A 14,955-nucleotide genomic window follows, 5' to 3' on the forward strand; every position below is an offset into this window, starting at 1 on the left:
TATTTCTACTGTGTTTCTATGACATTAAATTCTAATATCAAATTCCTCCGAAAGAAAAAAGGCTTAACTCAGGAGTCCTTGGCTGAGGCTCTGGGGATTTCCCGCTCCAAACTCGCAGGATATGAGCTGAATATTACTCCTCCGCTGGATACATTGGTAAGAATAGCTGAGTATTTCAGCATTTCTTTGGATATCCTGATAAAGGAAAATCTGGGAAGCTATACTGAATATAAGCTTCGTGAACTCTTAGAGACAGATCAATTTTTGAGGGGCCGAAAGCTCCGAATTCTTGCTACGACTGTAGATGAGCAGGGTAGGGAACTAATTGAAGTGGTATCACAACGAGCTAAAGCCAGTTATTTGGCAGGATTTTCTGATCCAGAGTTTATTTCTGAATTGCCCAAGTTTTCCTTGCCGTTCCTTCCTATGGATAAAAAGCATCGGGTTTTTCAGGTGGATGGGGATTCTATGTTGCCTATTCTGGACGGGGCTTGGATTGTTTGTGAATATGTGGAGGATTGGACTGCTATAAAGGATGGAGAACGCTATGTTATTGTCACGGAGCAAGACGGGGTGACTTTTAAAATTGCCTATAACAGAATCAAGACCGAGCAGAAATTGCTGCTTTGCTCAGCCAACCCTATCTATCCTCCTTTCGAAGTAGAAGCAAGTCAGATTCGTGAAGTTTGGAAATATCGGTTGGCGATGAGTTAATGGTTTAAGATAGCTTCGCAGATATTTTTAAGATAGCCCTGCGGGCAAATACCCTATTTAGCTGAACGAAGTGAAGCATATTTTGCCGAAGGCATATATTACTTAAGTTATCTTTTATTCATCCTCCAGCTCCACGATCACCTCAATCTCTACAGCAATGTTGTTTGGTAAGGCCGCAACTCCGACTGCAGATCGGGCATGCTTTCCTTTTTCTCCAAATACTTCCACCATCAAATCAGAAAATCCATTGATGACACGGGGATGTCCGGTAAAATCAGGGGCAGAGTTAACCATCCCTAAGACTTTGACAAACTGTTTGATTTTGCTGAGATCTCCGGTAGCTGCTTTCAATACGGCTATGATTTCCAGTCCAGTCAATCTTGCCGCTTCATAGCCCTGCTCCGGAGTCAGGTCTTCCCCGACTTTTCCAAACACATCCGGTCCATTCCCTGCTAAAAACAGCAAATTGCCAACCTGCTTCCATTTGACATAATTGGCCATAGGCTGGCTCACTTCAGGTAGTTCAAGGCCAAGTTCCTTCAGTTTCTCCTCAGGACTTTGGGCAAAAGCCTGATTGAGGCCTGCAAAAACCATTACGCAAAAGAATAAAGAGAGGAGTTTTTTCATAGCTAAGTGAAGTTTTACCTATCCAAGCTAATTCATTCTGTGTATTTTTCAGCCAGAAATTTCTGATTTATGTCCTCGATTGCCATAGTACCTTTTCATCCCTCATTAAAAAACCATTTCGAATCCATCAATAAGCAATGGGTAATGAAGTATTTTTCCTTAGAGCCTTTTGATCTAGCTCAGCTGGAAAATCCTGAACAAACCATACTCGAAAAAGGTGGGGAAATCATTTTTGCTCAAGTTGGAGATGAGATTTTGGGAACAGTAGCCCTGATTCCTGAAGGTGAGAATACTTGTGAAATGATCAAAATGGGGGTCTTGCCATCCGCACAGGGAAAAGGAATTGGGCTGGCACTGGGTAAGGCTATTATTCTAAAGGCGAAGGAAAGAGGCTTTTCCAAAATGGAATTGTACTCCAGTACCAAACTTGATTCAGCACTTAGGCTTTATAAAAAGTTAGGATTTCAGGAGATTGAGGTAGGTTGTAATCCCTATGGAAGATGTGATGTCAAAATGGAACTTGCCCTTTGAATTGGTGCAAAAACCTAATTTATGTCACTTTTTAGGCTGATTTTAGGCAAGGGTTTTTGATGAAAGAATGGCCAACTTTAGGTTCAAACTAAACCCGGAAAGCCATGAAAACTATTGTCGTCCCATTTGATTTTTCAGGGTATTCATTGGAAGCACTGAAGACTGCCCAAAAAATAAGCTCCAAAACAGGAGCCAGAATTATTTGTGTAACCGTTATCCCATCTGAGATTGATTGGGATTTATTACCGGAGGAGGCTCAGCAAAAGCATCCTGAATTGATTGAGGAAAAAGAGGAGGCCATGGATATTTTACCTAATTATATCCGCATGGTAGCTCCTGCCAAGGCACCCATTGAACCCGTGGTCAAAATAGGTGTTCCTTACGAACAGATTCTTCGTATAGCGGAACATAATAAAGCAGATCTTCTAGTTGTTGGAGCTTATGGAAAGGGTTATGAGGAGGGGAAATTTGTAGGTTCAAATCTCCAGAGAGTTCTAAGAAATGCGACTTGTCCGGTTTTGGCTGTCAAGAAAGCATTGGATGGAAATTCATTTCGAAAACTTGCTTTTGCAACTGTATTTGATCAAGCTGGGAAAAAGGCTTTCGAAAAAATTCTTCCTTTGGCAAAAGCATTTAAGACTTCGATCCATTTGCTCTACATCAATACTCCTGAGCACTTTACCAATTCCTCAGAATCGGATGCTATGATGGCAGAGTTTGCTAAGGGACATGAGCAATTTGTAATTCACAGACATGTCTACAATCATTCTGATCCGGATCATGGAATATTGGAGTTTTGCCATGCCAACGGAATCAATTTGGTTTCCCTTGTTTCCAGAGTCAAGTCTGCAAGTTCATCTTACCTGGTCGGGACTACTGAAACCTTGATATTTAAATCTGATTTTGGGGTGTTGAGTTTGAGAGTTCATGATTAAATGGGCCGAAAATAAAAAAGGGCTGTTGAATAAGTTCAACAGCCCTTTTTTATTTGCTTTTACCAGAATCTGAATCGTTTCTCATAGATTCTGTCTCGGAAAATCCAGTTGTCAAAGATGTCTCGGGATAAGTAAATTTCCACCCCGGCACTAAAAGTTAGGTATCCATCATACCGATGTGTAAGACCGGATCCTCTTCGGATTCTACCTCTGTTTTGCAGTATTTTTTGCACATCCGGTTCTCCATTATCTAAGACAAAATTTGGGTTTCGGATCGCCAGTCTCAATCGGTCCGGGTTATTTCCACTTACATAATCTTCCACTAAGTCCAAATAGAACTCGCTGACATTGTAAGCAGAAATATCATCCATGTAGTCTGTTAGGGTATACCTATAATTTCCCTCAAACTTGAAATCCATATATACATTCAACTTGTATTTGAAGCCAAGTCCCATGGGAAATACTATGATGTATTTTTCGTACGGGTTGTTTTCAAGTTGAAAGGGGCGAAGATCTACCCACTCCCCACGCAATTGGGTTTGGGGATTATTGGTTGACATTCCTAATCCAAAAAAGATATAAGGATTCCAGAGATGTCTGGTGATGTTATTTAGCTTGACTGGATGCCAGTAATATTCAATGATACCGGCAATTTCCATGTTTTTGGCCCGGAAAGTTAAATTTCTTGGTGTTCTATAGGCTCTAGGATCCGAGGGTAAATCCTGACCAGACATCTTGTAATAGGTGAACTCTCCCCTGGCTTTTAGGTGGGTTCCAAATATATAATTAAAGGAAAAATTAGCATGCCAATCTGGTTGAATCCCTTCATTGTATTTCCAAAAAGAATACAATTCTCCAAAATATTGAGTAGGCCCAATTCCTGCAGAGATAGACCAGGGTTCCTCAAATCTATATCTATAAAAGCTTTGGGCATTGACTTCCCAAACACAAAAGAAAAAAAGAATAAGTAGTAATCTTTTCATTATCAGTCTGGTATAATTAACCAGAATACTCAAAACTAATAGAAATTTGCCTAATTTTTCAAGTTTTCGAAGCCTGATTTCAGATGGAGGTCTCTTTGTGGGAATGGGATTTCGATATTTTCCTCACCGAATCGCTTAAAAATCTCGTAGTAAAGTTGACTTTTTAACACCTTTGGTTTATTAACATATTCCGTTGTCCAGACCCGTAAATTGAAGTTTATACTATTGTCTCCATAGCTATCGAAGAGCACATCGGTTTCTGGTTTTTTTAATACCCCTGGGTTGTCTGCTGCCACTTCAAGTAAAATCTTCTGGACCTTTTCAGGATTCTCTTTGTAAGATACTCCGACAGGAAAGTTGAACCGTACCCGGTGTTCATTATGCGACCAATTAATTACCTGGCTATCTATGAATTGACTGTTTGGTACGATTATACTGATATTATCATTGGTCAAAATCGTGGTGGACCGCCCCGAGATTTTGATTACATCTCCGTTTACATCTCCAACTTCGATTCTATCGCCTATTTTTATAGGCTGTTCCAAAAGGATAATTAATCCTGAAATAAAATTGTTGGTTATGTTCTGTAAACCAAAACCTATACCGACACCTATTGCACCGGCTAAAACTCCAAATGCACTTAAGTCAATTCCGTTGGTTTGCAGAATGGAAAATATCCCACCTAGGATAAGAAGATATTTGACTATGGTACCGATAGATTCCTTCGTTCCAACGTCAATTTGACTTTTGTTAAGGATTTTCTTTACCAGAAGTTTCCTAATCCATTCGGAAACCACGAAGAGTAGAGTAAATGAAATAACAAGAGTCAGAATCAATCCAACAGTTAATTTCGAATCGCCAAGTGTAACTAGATTTTGGTTGAGCAATTTGTCAAACCACTCCCAGAAATCGCTTTGTTTGTTCATTTTCTGAAGCCAGAATTTGGGTTAATTAGAATTTTCAATTTGAGAATTTATTCGCAAATCTTCCTCTTTACAGCCTATTTAATTGATTTTAATTGAAGACAGCGTCTTATTCAAAATTTTATTCCGATTTGTCGGCTTAGATTTTTTGTTTTTAAAATAATTGACTGAATATCTTTAATTTTGAACCATGAGTAAGTATAGAGATGAATTAGAGCACCGTCTTCGGCTCAGAAATATAAAGCTTTCAGATTACGAGGATATTCGAGAAATCATGGTTTCCATCTACCGCAATGAAGGCGGAGCCTGGACCAAAGAAGAACTTAAAAACCAGCTAAAGGCTTTTCCAGAAGGACAGATTTGTATCGAAGACAATGGAAAAGTTATCGCCGCAGCTTTGAGTATTATCGTGGATTATGCAAAGTTTGGGGATAACCATACCTATCATGAAATCACTGGTTACGGAAAATTCAATACGCATGATCAGGAAGGTGATACACTCTATGGAACGGACATTTTTGTCCATTCGGATTACAGAGGAATGCGATTGGGAAGACGTTTGTACGACGCCCGAAAGGAACTTTGTGAAAACCTGAACCTCCGATCCATTATTGCAGGCGGAAGGATTCCTGGCTATTCCAAGTATGCGGATGAAATGACGCCAAGGAAGTACATTGATTTGGTCAAGAACAGAGAAATTTTTGATCCCGTACTTTCCTTCCAATTGGCAAATGAATTTCACGTCAGAAAGGTAATTACCAAATATTTACCGGAAGATATTGATTCAAGAGCTTATGCAACGCTTTTGGAATGGATCAATATCTATTATGAAAAAGATGAAAAACTCATCGGTAACAAGAAGTCCATTGTGCGCTTGGGTTTGGTGCAGTGGAAAATGAGAAGATTTTCCAACGTGGATGATTTGATGCAGCAGGTGGAGTTTTTCGTAGATACCGTATCAGGATATAAATCTGATTTTTGCTTGCTTCCTGAATTTTTCAATGCTCCTATGCTTGCTGAATTTAACGACATGGATGCGTCTGAAGCGATTCGGAATTTGGCAGACTATACGGATGAAATTATCAGCCGAATGAGTGAGTTGGCGGTTTCTTACAATGTGAACATTATCGCGGGCTCCATGCCAGAATACGATGGGAAAAAGTTAAGAAACGTAAGCTATCTCTGCCGAAGAGACGGAACCCAGGATAAACAATACAAGCTTCATATTACTCCAGACGAGCAGGCTTATTGGGGTTTGCAAGGAGGAAATGGAATCAATGTTTTCGAAACAGACGCAGGTCGGATTGGGATTTTGATTTGCTATGATGTGGAATTCCCTGAGTTGGGAAGAATTCTTGCCGAGCAGGAGATGGATATTTTGTTTGTTCCTTTCTGGACTGATACCAAAAATGCCTTCCTTCGGGTAAATACCTGTGCAAAAGCCAGGGCCATAGAAAACGAATGCTATGTGGCAATCACTGGGTCAGTAGGAAACCTTCCCAAGGTGGAAAACATGGACATTCAATTCTCTCAGTCTGCCATTTTCTCACCTTCTGACTTCTCTTTCCCTCACGATGCGATTGTAGCTCAGGCTTCAGAAAATGCAGAGACAACAATTGTAGCGGACGTAGACCTAGACCTTTTAACCAAGCAGAGAAAAGCAGGAAGTGTCCGAAACCTAGAGCAGAGACGTTTGGATTTATATTCAATTCAATGGAAACAGAAAAAGTAATTCAGGCATATTTAGCTCATGTTCCTGAGCTGGTTTGGGAAAAAGCCAGAATGATCAAAGTTTTAATTACCGACGTCGATGGAGTCTTGACTGACGGGGGGATTATTTACGATGACTTTGGGACGGAATATAAAAAGTACAATGTCAAAGATGGATTGATTGTCCAGCATTTGAGAAAGTCAAAAATTCTTGTTGGAGCTATTACGGGAAGAGATTCCAAAGTGGTAGAAAATCGATGCGAAGAACTCAAGTTCGATTTTCATTACCATGGCATAAAGGACAAGGCCAAAAAACTTCAAGAAATTCTGGAGACCATGGAAATTGGATTAGAAGAAGTGGCGTATATCGGAGATGATATAATTGATCTTCCCATTTTAGTTCAGGTAGGCTTAGCTGTTTCCCCTTCGGATGCACTTCCTTATGTCAAATCTGCCGTACATTATGTTTCTCCTTTTGCAGGGGGCAAAGGTGTCTTTCGAGAGCTGGGAGATATTTTACTTCATTCCAGAGGCAATCTGATTCCTTTGATCCAAAACTTATCCGAGAAAAATCATGAAACGAAATAATCAGCCGATGCACATCCGTGAGGGTGTAGTTTTAGGTTCAGAAAAACCAGTGCTTTTTGCCGGGCCATGTGCTGTCGAAAGCTTTGATATCTGCATGGAAATCGGGACAAAAGTCAAAGAATGGGCAAGTCAGAATGGATTTTCCTATGTCTTTAAGGCTTCATTTGATAAAGCAAACCGAACCTCTTCAGGATCCTTCCGAAGTATCGGAATGGACAAGTCTCTCGAGGTCTTGCAGCGAGTAGGAAAAGAATTGGAAATTCCTTTGGTGACGGATATTCACGAAAGCTATCAAGCAGCAGAAGTAGCGGAAGTGGTTGATGTCCTTCAGATTCCAGCATTTTTGTGTCGTCAAACCGATTTGTTATTGGCAGCTGGAAATACGGGAAAAGCCGTCAAAATCAAGAGAGGACAATTCATGGCTCCTGAGGACATGCAATATGCCGTCAAAAAAGTAAGGTCCACAGGTAATGAAAATGTATGCCTTACCGAAAGAGGCTTTTCTTTGGGTTATCATAATTTGGTTGTGGACATGAGAGGACTTCCGATCATGAGGCAATTTGCTCCGGTCGTTTTTGACATTACCCATTCTGTGCAGCAGCCGGGTGGCCATGGGGGAAGTAGTGGAGGACAGCGGGAATTTGCGCCAATTTTGGCAAGGGCAGCGGCAGCCACTGGAATCGACGGGTTTTTTATTGAAACTCATCCAGAGCCTTCCAAAGCCTTGAGTGATGGTCCCAATTTAATTCCACTCCATAGAATGGGGGATTTTTTAACCATGCTAAAAGAAGCCTGGGTTTTGGGTAGAAAGTATCAAGATTTCTCTGTTGAATAGCCATTAAATTAGTATGAAAAACCTCCTTTTTGGATTGATTTACCTTTTTTCTAGTTCAGTTCTCCTTGGCTTCCAGGGGAGTTCTGTTTCCGATCAATTAAGGTTGAAATTGGAGTCTGAAAATCCCCAAGAAAACATTTTGGTTGCGGGAAAAGAGCTCCAATCAGGAGTAGATATCCACAGGTTTTATGCGGATAGAAATTTTCAGGAGGTTTGGTCCAAAGACGGGATACTTTTGGAATTTGCGTATGAAATGAGATTTGAGATTAAACAATCTCGTTTTGATGGCTTAAATCCTGAAGATTATGGACTGGCTTTAATTGAAGCTTTTTTTCAATCCTTTGAAAAAAACAAGGAAGCTAAAAAAGCCAATGAACCAGGAGATTTGGCCAATTTGGAACTGCTTCTGACAGATGCTTTTTTTGAGTTGGCCGAGGATTTAGAAAGGGGAAAAGTGGATCCAAGTCAGCTCAAGGGGGATTGGGATATTGATCGGAAGCCTCAGCGCGCCAACTATTCAGAACTTTTTAAAAAAGCAATTTCTGAGAAAGATATCCGAAGAAATTTGGAAAGTCTTTATCCCAAATTCACGATTTACAAAAGAGGAAGAGAAGTTTTAAGGGCCTTAGACGAAAGGTTGAAAACTGATACCCTGGATTGGAAGGCTGTTAGAGTAGATAAGTCCATCAAAGTCGGAGATAGTAACAACGCTATTCCAGCCTTGAGAGAAAGGTTGCAATATTGGGATTACCTGAGTAAGTATCAGGTAAATGACCCTAAACTCTATGATTCTACGATGTATCAGGGAGTGATGGCTTTCCAGAAAAAAAATGGAATGGAACCAGATGGGGTAATCGGTAAAAATACTGCTACAGGCTTGAATGCCTCTCCTTCAATTCTAATTGACAAAGCTGCGGTAAATCTAGAGAGATTGAGATGGCTTCCTGATACAGTTCAAAATCTGGAGCTGATCGTCGTAAATATTGCCAACTTCCAATTAGACTACATCAACAAGCTGGATACCTTGTTTTCCTCTAAGGTGATTGTAGGAAAACTCTATCATGAGTCTCCAATTTTTACAGCTCCTATGAGTTACATTGTTTTCAGCCCTTACTGGAATATACCCAACTCTATTACCAGAAAAGAGATTATTCCCGCCATTCGAAAAAATCCAAATTACCTGAAGCAAAAGAACATGGAGGTAATCACCACCTCAGGAAAATATGTTGACCCATCCTCAGTAAATTGGTCTTCTAAATCATTTCCTTATTTGATTAGGCAAAAACCCGGAGGAAGTAATTCCTTAGGCTTGGTCAAGTTTATGTTTCCAAATTCCCACAGCGTTTACATTCATGATACACCTGCTCGATCTCTTTTTGAAAAAGAGGATAGGGCACTGAGCCATGGCTGCATTCGGCTTCAAAACCCAGCGAAATTCGCTGAAATCCTACTTAGCGGAGATGGCTCTTGGACTCCAGAAAAGATAGATCAGGCTATGCACCGTGATTCCGAGATGATAGTAAATCTCCCCAGAAAAATACCAGTAGTCTTATTGTACCTGACTTTTTGGGCTGATTCAAAAGGTCAAGCAAATTTTAGACAGGATATTTACAATCGGGATGCTGAGGTTTTGGCCTTGTTAAAAAAGTAAATTAAGGCTTTGCCAATTCCGAATTTGCCAGATATTCTTCATAATTCCCGAAGATAAACAGCAAAGATCCATCCTTGATAAGGTCAATCACATCGTCAGAAATGTCAGTTGGGAGTGCTGGGCAACCCAGACTTCTTCCCAGTCTTCCTGTCATTTTTGCAAATGCTTCGGAGGCGTATTCCGCTCCATGAATAACAATAGCTCTTGCCCTGGCTTGGTCGTTAAATCCCTTTTCCAATCCATCCAAGCGGAGTGAATATCCATGCTTCCCTTGATAAGTTTCGGCAGTTTTATAAAAACCGAGACTGCTCTGATAGGATTCTGGGCGATTGGAGAATTTGACGGCCATTAGTTCTCCTGAATTTCTTCCGTGAGCTACAACCGAGTTGAGGAGGATTTCTCCTTTTTCCGGATCAATTACCCAAAGGCGTTTTTCTGTGGAGGGAAGTGAAAAATCAATTACAGTCAAAAGAGGATTTTTTAATTCCTCATCTAATTTTTCATATCCGTCCAATGCAGCCTTGAGTGCTTGCTCCGAAGGTAATTCGGTGTTTGAAGTGCTCAATTTCTCAATCAACTCTTCGTAGGAGTCTTCAGGAAGCTGGGTGGAATTTGTGTTTGTTGTGCTGCTTGGGTCAGTTGCATTTAAGACCCAAAGAATTGAAAGGTATAGTCCAAAGTTCATTTGGTGAATAATAGTTGGTTGCGGTGATAAGTCAAAGGTAAGCTGAATCCCTGATTGTCAAAAACTTTGCCAGTTAAGGACTTGGTGATTTTTGTCAGAGATTTTTCCAAGATTGTCAGCTATACTTGAGTGAATGACTGATTTCTTGCCTGACATTGTATGTGTAATTCCTTGGAAGTAGGAATGGTTCATTTATTCCCTACATTTATAAATAAAAATAAATAGCTGATTTGTAGCTGATTAGTAATTGCCTTTTGAGAAATAATCCTGAAAATAAACAATAAAAGAAAAAACCCTGTTTCTAAGGCAATGAAAGTATCTGTCTACCGCAAGGAACATTTTAATGCAGCTCACAGGTTATACAATGCGAGCTGGTCAGACGAGCAGAATGAAGCAGTCTTTGGAAAATGTAATAATCCCAATTTCCACGGCCATAATTACGAATTAATCGTTCAGCTAAAAGGAGAAATAGATCCTGATACTGGATACGTATATGACATGAAGGTGCTTAGTGACCTCATTAAAGCACATGTCCTAAATAAATTTGATCACAAAAACTTAAACTTGGATACCGATGAATTCAAAAATCTCAATCCATCTGCTGAAAACATTGCAGTGGTTATTTGGAATATTTTGAGGGAAAAAATTGATCGGAAATTCGAATTAACGGTTCGACTTTATGAAACAGAAAGAAACTTTGTTGAATACGATGGGAATTAATCTTGTCAGAGCTTCGATTGAGGAAATCGGAGAAGAACATGTAGGCACTTCCCTGGAGACTCCTCTCCGAGAGGACGCATTTGTAATGGATGATAATCTGAAAGTCGAGCTAATCGAAAAACATTTTCGGGAAATCATGCATATCCTTGGGCTAGATCTTACAGACGATAGCCTAAAAGGCACACCTCATCGTGTTGCCAAAATGTATGTGAAAGAAGTATTTGCCGGGTTGAATCCTAAAAACAAACCAGCAGCTAAACTTTTTGAAAATAAATATAAGTATGCTGAAATGTTGGTAGAAAAGGACATTACTTTCCATTCGCATTGCGAGCATCACTTCGTTCCGATTTATGGTAAAGCCCACGTAGCTTACATTTCCAATGGCAATGTGATTGGACTTTCCAAAATCAACAGAATTGTTCAGTATTACGCCAAGAGACCTCAAGTGCAGGAGCGCTTGACCATGCAAGTTGGAAACGAGCTCAAAGAGGTTTTAGGAACTGAAGATGTTGCTGTTATTATGGACGCTTACCACATGTGTGTGAGCTCCCGAGGAGTAAATGACACGAATAGTTCTACAGTTACTTCATTTTATTCAGGGAAATTTGAATCAGATGAGCAGAGTAGAAATGAGTTTCTGAAATATATCAGCTTGAAGAAATAAGCTCTTGAAACCAATTAAATCCAACCCTGCCAAAAGCAGGGTTTTTTTATTTTCTGGAAAACAAAATCCTGTTTTTTTGATTCTAGAGTAAAAGCAAAAGTTAATGAAAGACAAGAATATCGTCCTGATCGGAGGTAACTCAGGAATTGGAAAAGCAACGGCAAAATTGCTCAGAGAAGCTGAAGCTAATATTTTTCTTTACTCCAAAAGTGGGGATGGAACTACTTCGCTGGATATTTCTCAAGATTTTGAAACTTTAACCGGATTACCTGAAGTAATCGACGGAGTGGTGTATTGCCCAGGAACAATCAATCTCAAGCCTTTCCACAGGATTTCTATGGAAGAATTCAAACAGGAAATGGATGTGAATTTTTTTGGCGCTGTTAGAGTGCTGCAAGCTTGTCTAAAAGGAATGAAAAAATCCTCAGGAGCATCTGTTGTGATGTACAGTACTGTAGCGGTGCAAACAGGAATGGGTTTTCATGCTGGAATTGCTTCTGCAAAAGGAGCAATTGAAGGCTTGGTAAGGTCTTTGGCGGCTGAATGGGCACCGAATGGTATCCGAGTAAATGCCATCGCGCCTTCATTGACAGACACTCCGCTTGCTTCAAAACTTTTATCCTCTGACGAAAAAAAGGAAGCTTCAGATAAGCGTCATCCTCTCGGAAGAATCGGAACTCCGGAGGATTTGGCAGAGGCTACGGTGTTTTTGCTTTCTCAAAAATCATCTTGGATGACCGGACAGATTCTTCATATCGATGGGGGAATGTCTGTTCTGAAATAATCCTAAAACAATTTTGTAGTATTATTTGTCTTTATCCTGGGTAAGGTCCCGGAATGAAAGAATTGTGCATATGAAGACACTACCTGAATCATATCTTCTTTTTAGGGAAGAATTAAAAAAGGCTCAGCTAGAAAAAGAGAAGCTCAAACAGGAGTATGAGGAGAAACTGCAAGAAGTCAATCGCGAACTCAGCAGACTGAAAGAGCAGATTCAATCCCAGCAGGACATGATGAGAACCACATTGGACTATGCTTCCAATTTGGAGAAAATGCTTTGTGAGTACCAAGGCCAAATCAAGCAAGCCCAAGAACTTTCCAAAAAATCCTTTTTCTAATTCCAAATTCTACTACTATGAATTCGACCCTAAATCCATCCCTCATACAAGAATTTGAAGTTGCATTTGAGGAGCACTACATGCAGGTTTTGGTGAATCCAGACCGAAAAATCATCATATGTAAATTGATGGCAGATTATATACCCATTGATGATTTTAAACTTTCCTTCGAAAAGATCGGAGAATTGGTCAAGGAAGGGAATTTTGAAAAATTCATCTTCGATAAGCGATCTCTAAGAGCCTTCCACCAGCCCACCATGGAATGGTACTTTATCTATTGGAAAAAGGAAATGCTGGACTACGGATTGAGCGTACACCGCAAAATTCTACCAGCAGAAAAATGGTTTGAAAAAATGGTGCAGATCGCGAAGGATCAAATTCTTCAGAATTATCCGGAAAATGTGATTTCCAAACTGGACATCAAATATTGCGATACCATTGACGAGGCAATTGTAAGCTAATGCAGTACTTCAGTTCAGAACAAATCAATGCTTTGGATTCTGGATTTAGAAGGAATCTGATTAATTCACTTTCTGGCTACAAGAGCTTGAATCTTGTAGGAACCAAAAGTGAATCAGGCATAACCAACCTGGCCCCATTTTCCCAGATTATTCACCTCGGAGCTTATCCGGCCTTCGTTGGAATTCTTTTCCGACCACATACTGTAAAAAGAGATACTCTCGAGAATATCCTGGAAACAGGATTTTTCACCCTAAATCATGTTACTCCTGAGTTTTTCAAAGAAGCTCATTGGGCTGCTGCCAATTGGGAGCAATCAGAGTTTGAGGCAACAGGTCTAACAGAAGAATACAAAAAGGATTTTTTTGCTCCCTTTGTCAAAGGAAGCCCAGTTCAATTGGGATGTAAATTTGTGGAATCCCAGACCCTTCAGGTCAACCAGACAGTTTTTCTAGTTGGAAGCATCGAGCATGTTTTCGTTCATGAAAAAGGATTGGTTGAAGATGGTTCTTTGGACTTGAATGAAATGGAAACTGTGACGGTTTCTGGTTTGGATGATTATCATACCGGGAAAAGACTGGCCCGTCTTGCCTATCCCAAGCCGAATAAATTTCCAGAGTTGATCTGATAATTTTCAAAAGCTTCGATCCTAGAATTTTCTAAATCCTCTGATTTAGCGAGTTTTTTTCAGGTAAATTACTCTTCTAAAACCTGAGGATTTGATGAAAAAATTATTGCTACTTTTTTTGATTCCAGCACTTTTATTCTCCTGCAAGGATAAAGAATCAAACGAAAATCCATCCTATTTCAATGCTGTCACGGGCGAATTCCCAATGGACTCTTTGGGACTGAGTTTGATTCACGAACATATTTTGGTGGATTTTATTGGTGCCGATTCTGTTTCTAGGGAGCGATATAATCGAGATTCTGTGATCCAAAAAGTATTGCCCTATCTTCTTGAAGTAAAAGAAATGGGGGTAAAGACAATTTTTGATTGCACTCCTTCCTATTTGGGAAAAGACCCAGAATTGCTTTTGGAACTTAGTCGTTTGACAGGGATTCGGTTTTTAACTAATACAGGATACTACGGAGCTGTGGGTGGGAAATATCTTCCTCCTCATGCGTTCACGGAATCTGCTGAGGAATTAGCCAAAAGATGGATTGCTGAATTTGAAAATGGAATTGAGGGAACCTCCATCAAACCAAGTTTTATCAAAATCTCCGTCAATGAAGCAGATACCTTATCAGCCATTGATCAAAAACTAGTTCAGGCCGCTGCCATTACTCATCTAACTACCGGGCTGACCATTGCCTCTCATACCGGAACATGGAAAACTGCCGCTCAGGAAGTCAGGATTCTTCAGAAAATGGGAGTGGAGCCTTCAGAATTTGTTTGGGTTCATGCTCAGGCCGAACAGGACTTTTCAAACTATGAAAAAGCAGCAGGTTTAGGCGTCTGGATTTCTCTGGATGGGATCGGCTGGGCAATTGAACCCTACGTGGAACGATTAGTTTTTGCCAAGGAAAAAGGAATTCTGGGAAATATCCTGGTCTCCCACGATGCAGGCTGGTATGACCCCGAAAAACCCAATGGAGGAGATTTTCAACCTTTCACCAATATCTTCGAAAAGCTTATTCCAATTCTTAAGGAAAGGGGTTTTTCAGAAGAAGATTGGAAAACCTTATTAATTGAAAATCCCAAAAAAGCCTTTGAATTGAATTAATTATCTGTAAATCAAAGGCTTTTGGAAAAGAGAAATTCTAATCTCTAAATCTCTTTCCAAATTTTCTTTGCCGCATTTCTGCAAGCGG

18 protein-coding genes are annotated in these 14,955 nt (G+C 40.1%); 14 read left to right on the forward strand and 4 right to left on the reverse strand.

Annotation, left to right across the window (positions count from 1 at the left end; translation table 11 throughout):
- Positions 1-18 precede the first annotated feature (18 nt).
- Positions 19-714, forward strand: coding sequence for an XRE family transcriptional regulator (locus DFQ04_RS00530; RefSeq protein WP_133551635.1), 696 nt, complete (start codon positions 19-21; stop codon positions 712-714).
- 114 nt (positions 715-828) lie between these two features.
- Here the strand turns inward: DFQ04_RS00530 and DFQ04_RS00535 are convergent, their stop codons facing one another.
- Positions 829-1,341, reverse strand: a complete 513-nt coding sequence (locus tag DFQ04_RS00535) for a RidA family protein (protein ID WP_133551637.1) — start codon at positions 1,339-1,341, stop codon at positions 829-831.
- 69 nt (positions 1,342-1,410) lie between these two features.
- Here DFQ04_RS00535 and DFQ04_RS00540 point away from each other — a divergent pair, with 69 nt between their 5' ends.
- On the forward strand, positions 1,411-1,872 hold the full coding sequence (locus DFQ04_RS00540; RefSeq protein WP_133551640.1) for a GNAT family N-acetyltransferase: 462 nt from the start codon (positions 1,411-1,413) through the stop codon (positions 1,870-1,872).
- 104 nt (positions 1,873-1,976) lie between these two features.
- Positions 1,977-2,807, forward strand: a complete 831-nt coding sequence (locus DFQ04_RS00545; RefSeq protein ID WP_133551642.1) for a universal stress protein — start codon at positions 1,977-1,979, stop codon at positions 2,805-2,807.
- A 59-nt stretch (positions 2,808-2,866) separates the two neighbouring features.
- Here DFQ04_RS00545 and DFQ04_RS00550 read toward each other — a convergent pair whose 3' ends face one another.
- Both DFQ04_RS00550 and DFQ04_RS00555 read right to left on the reverse strand, forming a co-directional pair.
- Positions 2,867-3,790 (reverse strand): DUF6089 family protein, encoded by a 924-nt coding sequence (locus tag DFQ04_RS00550; protein WP_133551644.1) that lies wholly within the window; start codon positions 3,788-3,790, stop codon positions 2,867-2,869.
- A gap of 50 nt (positions 3,791-3,840) precedes the next feature.
- Positions 3,841-4,716, reverse strand: a complete 876-nt coding sequence (locus DFQ04_RS00555) for a mechanosensitive ion channel family protein (protein ID WP_133551646.1) — start codon at positions 4,714-4,716, stop codon at positions 3,841-3,843.
- 187 nt (positions 4,717-4,903) lie between these two features.
- On the opposite strand from DFQ04_RS00555, the gene DFQ04_RS00560 reads away from it, so the two are divergent.
- The 4 genes from DFQ04_RS00560 to DFQ04_RS00575 are packed head-to-tail and all read left to right on the forward strand — an operon-like array spanning position 4,904 to position 9,497.
- Positions 4,904-6,445 carry a bifunctional GNAT family N-acetyltransferase/carbon-nitrogen hydrolase family protein gene (locus DFQ04_RS00560; RefSeq protein WP_133551648.1) on the forward strand — a complete coding sequence of 514 codons (1,542 nt, stop codon included), beginning with the start codon at positions 4,904-4,906 and terminating at the stop codon, positions 6,443-6,445.
- On the forward strand, positions 6,427-7,011 hold the full coding sequence (locus DFQ04_RS00565; RefSeq protein ID WP_133551650.1) for a KdsC family phosphatase: 585 nt from the start codon (positions 6,427-6,429) through the stop codon (positions 7,009-7,011). The genes DFQ04_RS00560 and DFQ04_RS00565 overlap by 19 nt, the downstream gene beginning before the upstream one ends.
- On the forward strand, positions 6,998-7,846 hold the full coding sequence (kdsA, locus tag DFQ04_RS00570; RefSeq protein ID WP_133551652.1) for a 3-deoxy-8-phosphooctulonate synthase: 849 nt from the start codon (positions 6,998-7,000) through the stop codon (positions 7,844-7,846). The genes DFQ04_RS00565 and kdsA overlap by 14 nt, the downstream gene beginning before the upstream one ends.
- Before the next feature lie 13 nt (positions 7,847-7,859).
- A complete protein-coding gene (locus DFQ04_RS00575) occupies positions 7,860-9,497 on the forward strand; it encodes a L,D-transpeptidase family protein (RefSeq protein ID WP_133551654.1) in 1,638 nt (545 codons plus the stop codon).
- A 1-nt stretch (position 9,498) separates the two neighbouring features.
- Here DFQ04_RS00575 and DFQ04_RS00580 read toward each other — a convergent pair whose 3' ends face one another.
- Positions 9,499-10,182, reverse strand: coding sequence for a murein L,D-transpeptidase catalytic domain family protein (locus DFQ04_RS00580; protein ID WP_133551656.1), 684 nt, complete (start codon positions 10,180-10,182; stop codon positions 9,499-9,501).
- A gap of 309 nt (positions 10,183-10,491) precedes the next feature.
- Between DFQ04_RS00580 and DFQ04_RS00585 the strand changes: the two genes are divergently transcribed.
- The 7 genes from DFQ04_RS00585 to DFQ04_RS00615 all read left to right on the forward strand — a co-directional run bounded on the left by DFQ04_RS00585 (position 10,492) and on the right by DFQ04_RS00615 (position 14,867).
- Complete coding sequence (locus DFQ04_RS00585; RefSeq protein ID WP_133551658.1) at positions 10,492-10,902, forward strand: 6-pyruvoyl trahydropterin synthase family protein; 411 nt, start codon at positions 10,492-10,494, stop codon at positions 10,900-10,902.
- Complete coding sequence (folE, locus tag DFQ04_RS00590; RefSeq protein WP_133551660.1) at positions 10,862-11,566, forward strand: GTP cyclohydrolase I FolE; 705 nt, start codon at positions 10,862-10,864, stop codon at positions 11,564-11,566. Before DFQ04_RS00585 ends, folE begins: the two co-directional genes overlap by 41 nt.
- 103 nt (positions 11,567-11,669) lie before the next feature.
- A complete protein-coding gene (locus DFQ04_RS00595; protein ID WP_133551662.1) occupies positions 11,670-12,350 on the forward strand; it encodes an SDR family NAD(P)-dependent oxidoreductase in 681 nt (226 codons plus the stop codon).
- Positions 12,351-12,420: 70 nt separating this feature from the next.
- Positions 12,421-12,684 carry a hypothetical protein gene (locus DFQ04_RS00600; protein ID WP_133551664.1) on the forward strand — a complete coding sequence of 88 codons (264 nt, stop codon included), beginning with the start codon at positions 12,421-12,423 and terminating at the stop codon, positions 12,682-12,684.
- A 17-nt stretch (positions 12,685-12,701) separates the two neighbouring features.
- Complete coding sequence (locus DFQ04_RS00605; protein ID WP_133551666.1) at positions 12,702-13,145, forward strand: hypothetical protein; 444 nt, start codon at positions 12,702-12,704, stop codon at positions 13,143-13,145.
- Complete coding sequence (locus DFQ04_RS00610; RefSeq protein WP_133551668.1) at positions 13,145-13,771, forward strand: flavin reductase family protein; 627 nt, start codon at positions 13,145-13,147, stop codon at positions 13,769-13,771. Before DFQ04_RS00605 ends, DFQ04_RS00610 begins: the two co-directional genes overlap by 1 nt.
- 94 nt (positions 13,772-13,865) lie before the next feature.
- The gene (locus tag DFQ04_RS00615) at positions 13,866-14,867 is read left to right on the forward strand and encodes a phosphotriesterase family protein (protein ID WP_133551670.1); all 1,002 of its coding nucleotides are present in this window, start codon (positions 13,866-13,868) and stop codon (positions 14,865-14,867) included.
- Positions 14,868-14,955 lie beyond the last annotated feature (88 nt).

Origin of the sequence: Algoriphagus boseongensis (assembly GCF_004362805.1) — a bacterium.
Taxonomy (GTDB): domain Bacteria; phylum Bacteroidota; class Bacteroidia; order Cytophagales; family Cyclobacteriaceae; genus Algoriphagus; species Algoriphagus boseongensis.

Bases quoted from the DNA above. Each gene is read 5' to 3' on its own strand.
- DFQ04_RS00575 (WP_133551654.1), top strand. From the start codon at position 7,860: ATGAAAAACCTCCTTTTTGGATTGATTTACCTTTTTTCTAGTTCAGTT.
- DFQ04_RS00605 (WP_133551666.1), top strand. From the start codon at position 12,702: ATGAATTCGACCCTAAATCCATCCCTCATACAAGAATTTGAAGTTGCA.
- DFQ04_RS00595 (WP_133551662.1), top strand. From the start codon at position 11,670: ATGAAAGACAAGAATATCGTCCTGATCGGAGGTAACTCAGGAATTGGA.
- kdsA (WP_133551652.1), top strand. From the start codon at position 6,998: ATGAAACGAAATAATCAGCCGATGCACATCCGTGAGGGTGTAGTTTTA.
- DFQ04_RS00555 (WP_133551646.1), bottom strand. From the start codon at position 4,716: ATGAACAAACAAAGCGATTTCTGGGAGTGGTTTGACAAATTGCTCAAC.
- DFQ04_RS00545 (WP_133551642.1), top strand. From the start codon at position 1,977: ATGAAAACTATTGTCGTCCCATTTGATTTTTCAGGGTATTCATTGGAA.
- DFQ04_RS00580 (WP_133551656.1), bottom strand. From the start codon at position 10,182: ATGAACTTTGGACTATACCTTTCAATTCTTTGGGTCTTAAATGCAACT.
- DFQ04_RS00550 (WP_133551644.1), bottom strand. From the start codon at position 3,790: ATGAAAAGATTACTACTTATTCTTTTTTTCTTTTGTGTTTGGGAAGTC.
- DFQ04_RS00560 (WP_133551648.1), top strand. From the start codon at position 4,904: ATGAGTAAGTATAGAGATGAATTAGAGCACCGTCTTCGGCTCAGAAAT.
- folE (WP_133551660.1), top strand. From the start codon at position 10,862: ATGAAACAGAAAGAAACTTTGTTGAATACGATGGGAATTAATCTTGTC.
- DFQ04_RS00565 (WP_133551650.1), top strand. From the start codon at position 6,427: ATGGAAACAGAAAAAGTAATTCAGGCATATTTAGCTCATGTTCCTGAG.
- DFQ04_RS00610 (WP_133551668.1), top strand. From the start codon at position 13,145: ATGCAGTACTTCAGTTCAGAACAAATCAATGCTTTGGATTCTGGATTT.
- DFQ04_RS00600 (WP_133551664.1), top strand. From the start codon at position 12,421: ATGAAGACACTACCTGAATCATATCTTCTTTTTAGGGAAGAATTAAAA.
- DFQ04_RS00535 (WP_133551637.1), bottom strand. From the start codon at position 1,341: ATGAAAAAACTCCTCTCTTTATTCTTTTGCGTAATGGTTTTTGCAGGC.
- DFQ04_RS00615 (WP_133551670.1), top strand. From the start codon at position 13,866: ATGAAAAAATTATTGCTACTTTTTTTGATTCCAGCACTTTTATTCTCC.
- DFQ04_RS00540 (WP_133551640.1), top strand. From the start codon at position 1,411: ATGTCCTCGATTGCCATAGTACCTTTTCATCCCTCATTAAAAAACCAT.
- DFQ04_RS00585 (WP_133551658.1), top strand. From the start codon at position 10,492: ATGAAAGTATCTGTCTACCGCAAGGAACATTTTAATGCAGCTCACAGG.
- DFQ04_RS00530 (WP_133551635.1), top strand. From the start codon at position 19: ATGACATTAAATTCTAATATCAAATTCCTCCGAAAGAAAAAAGGCTTA.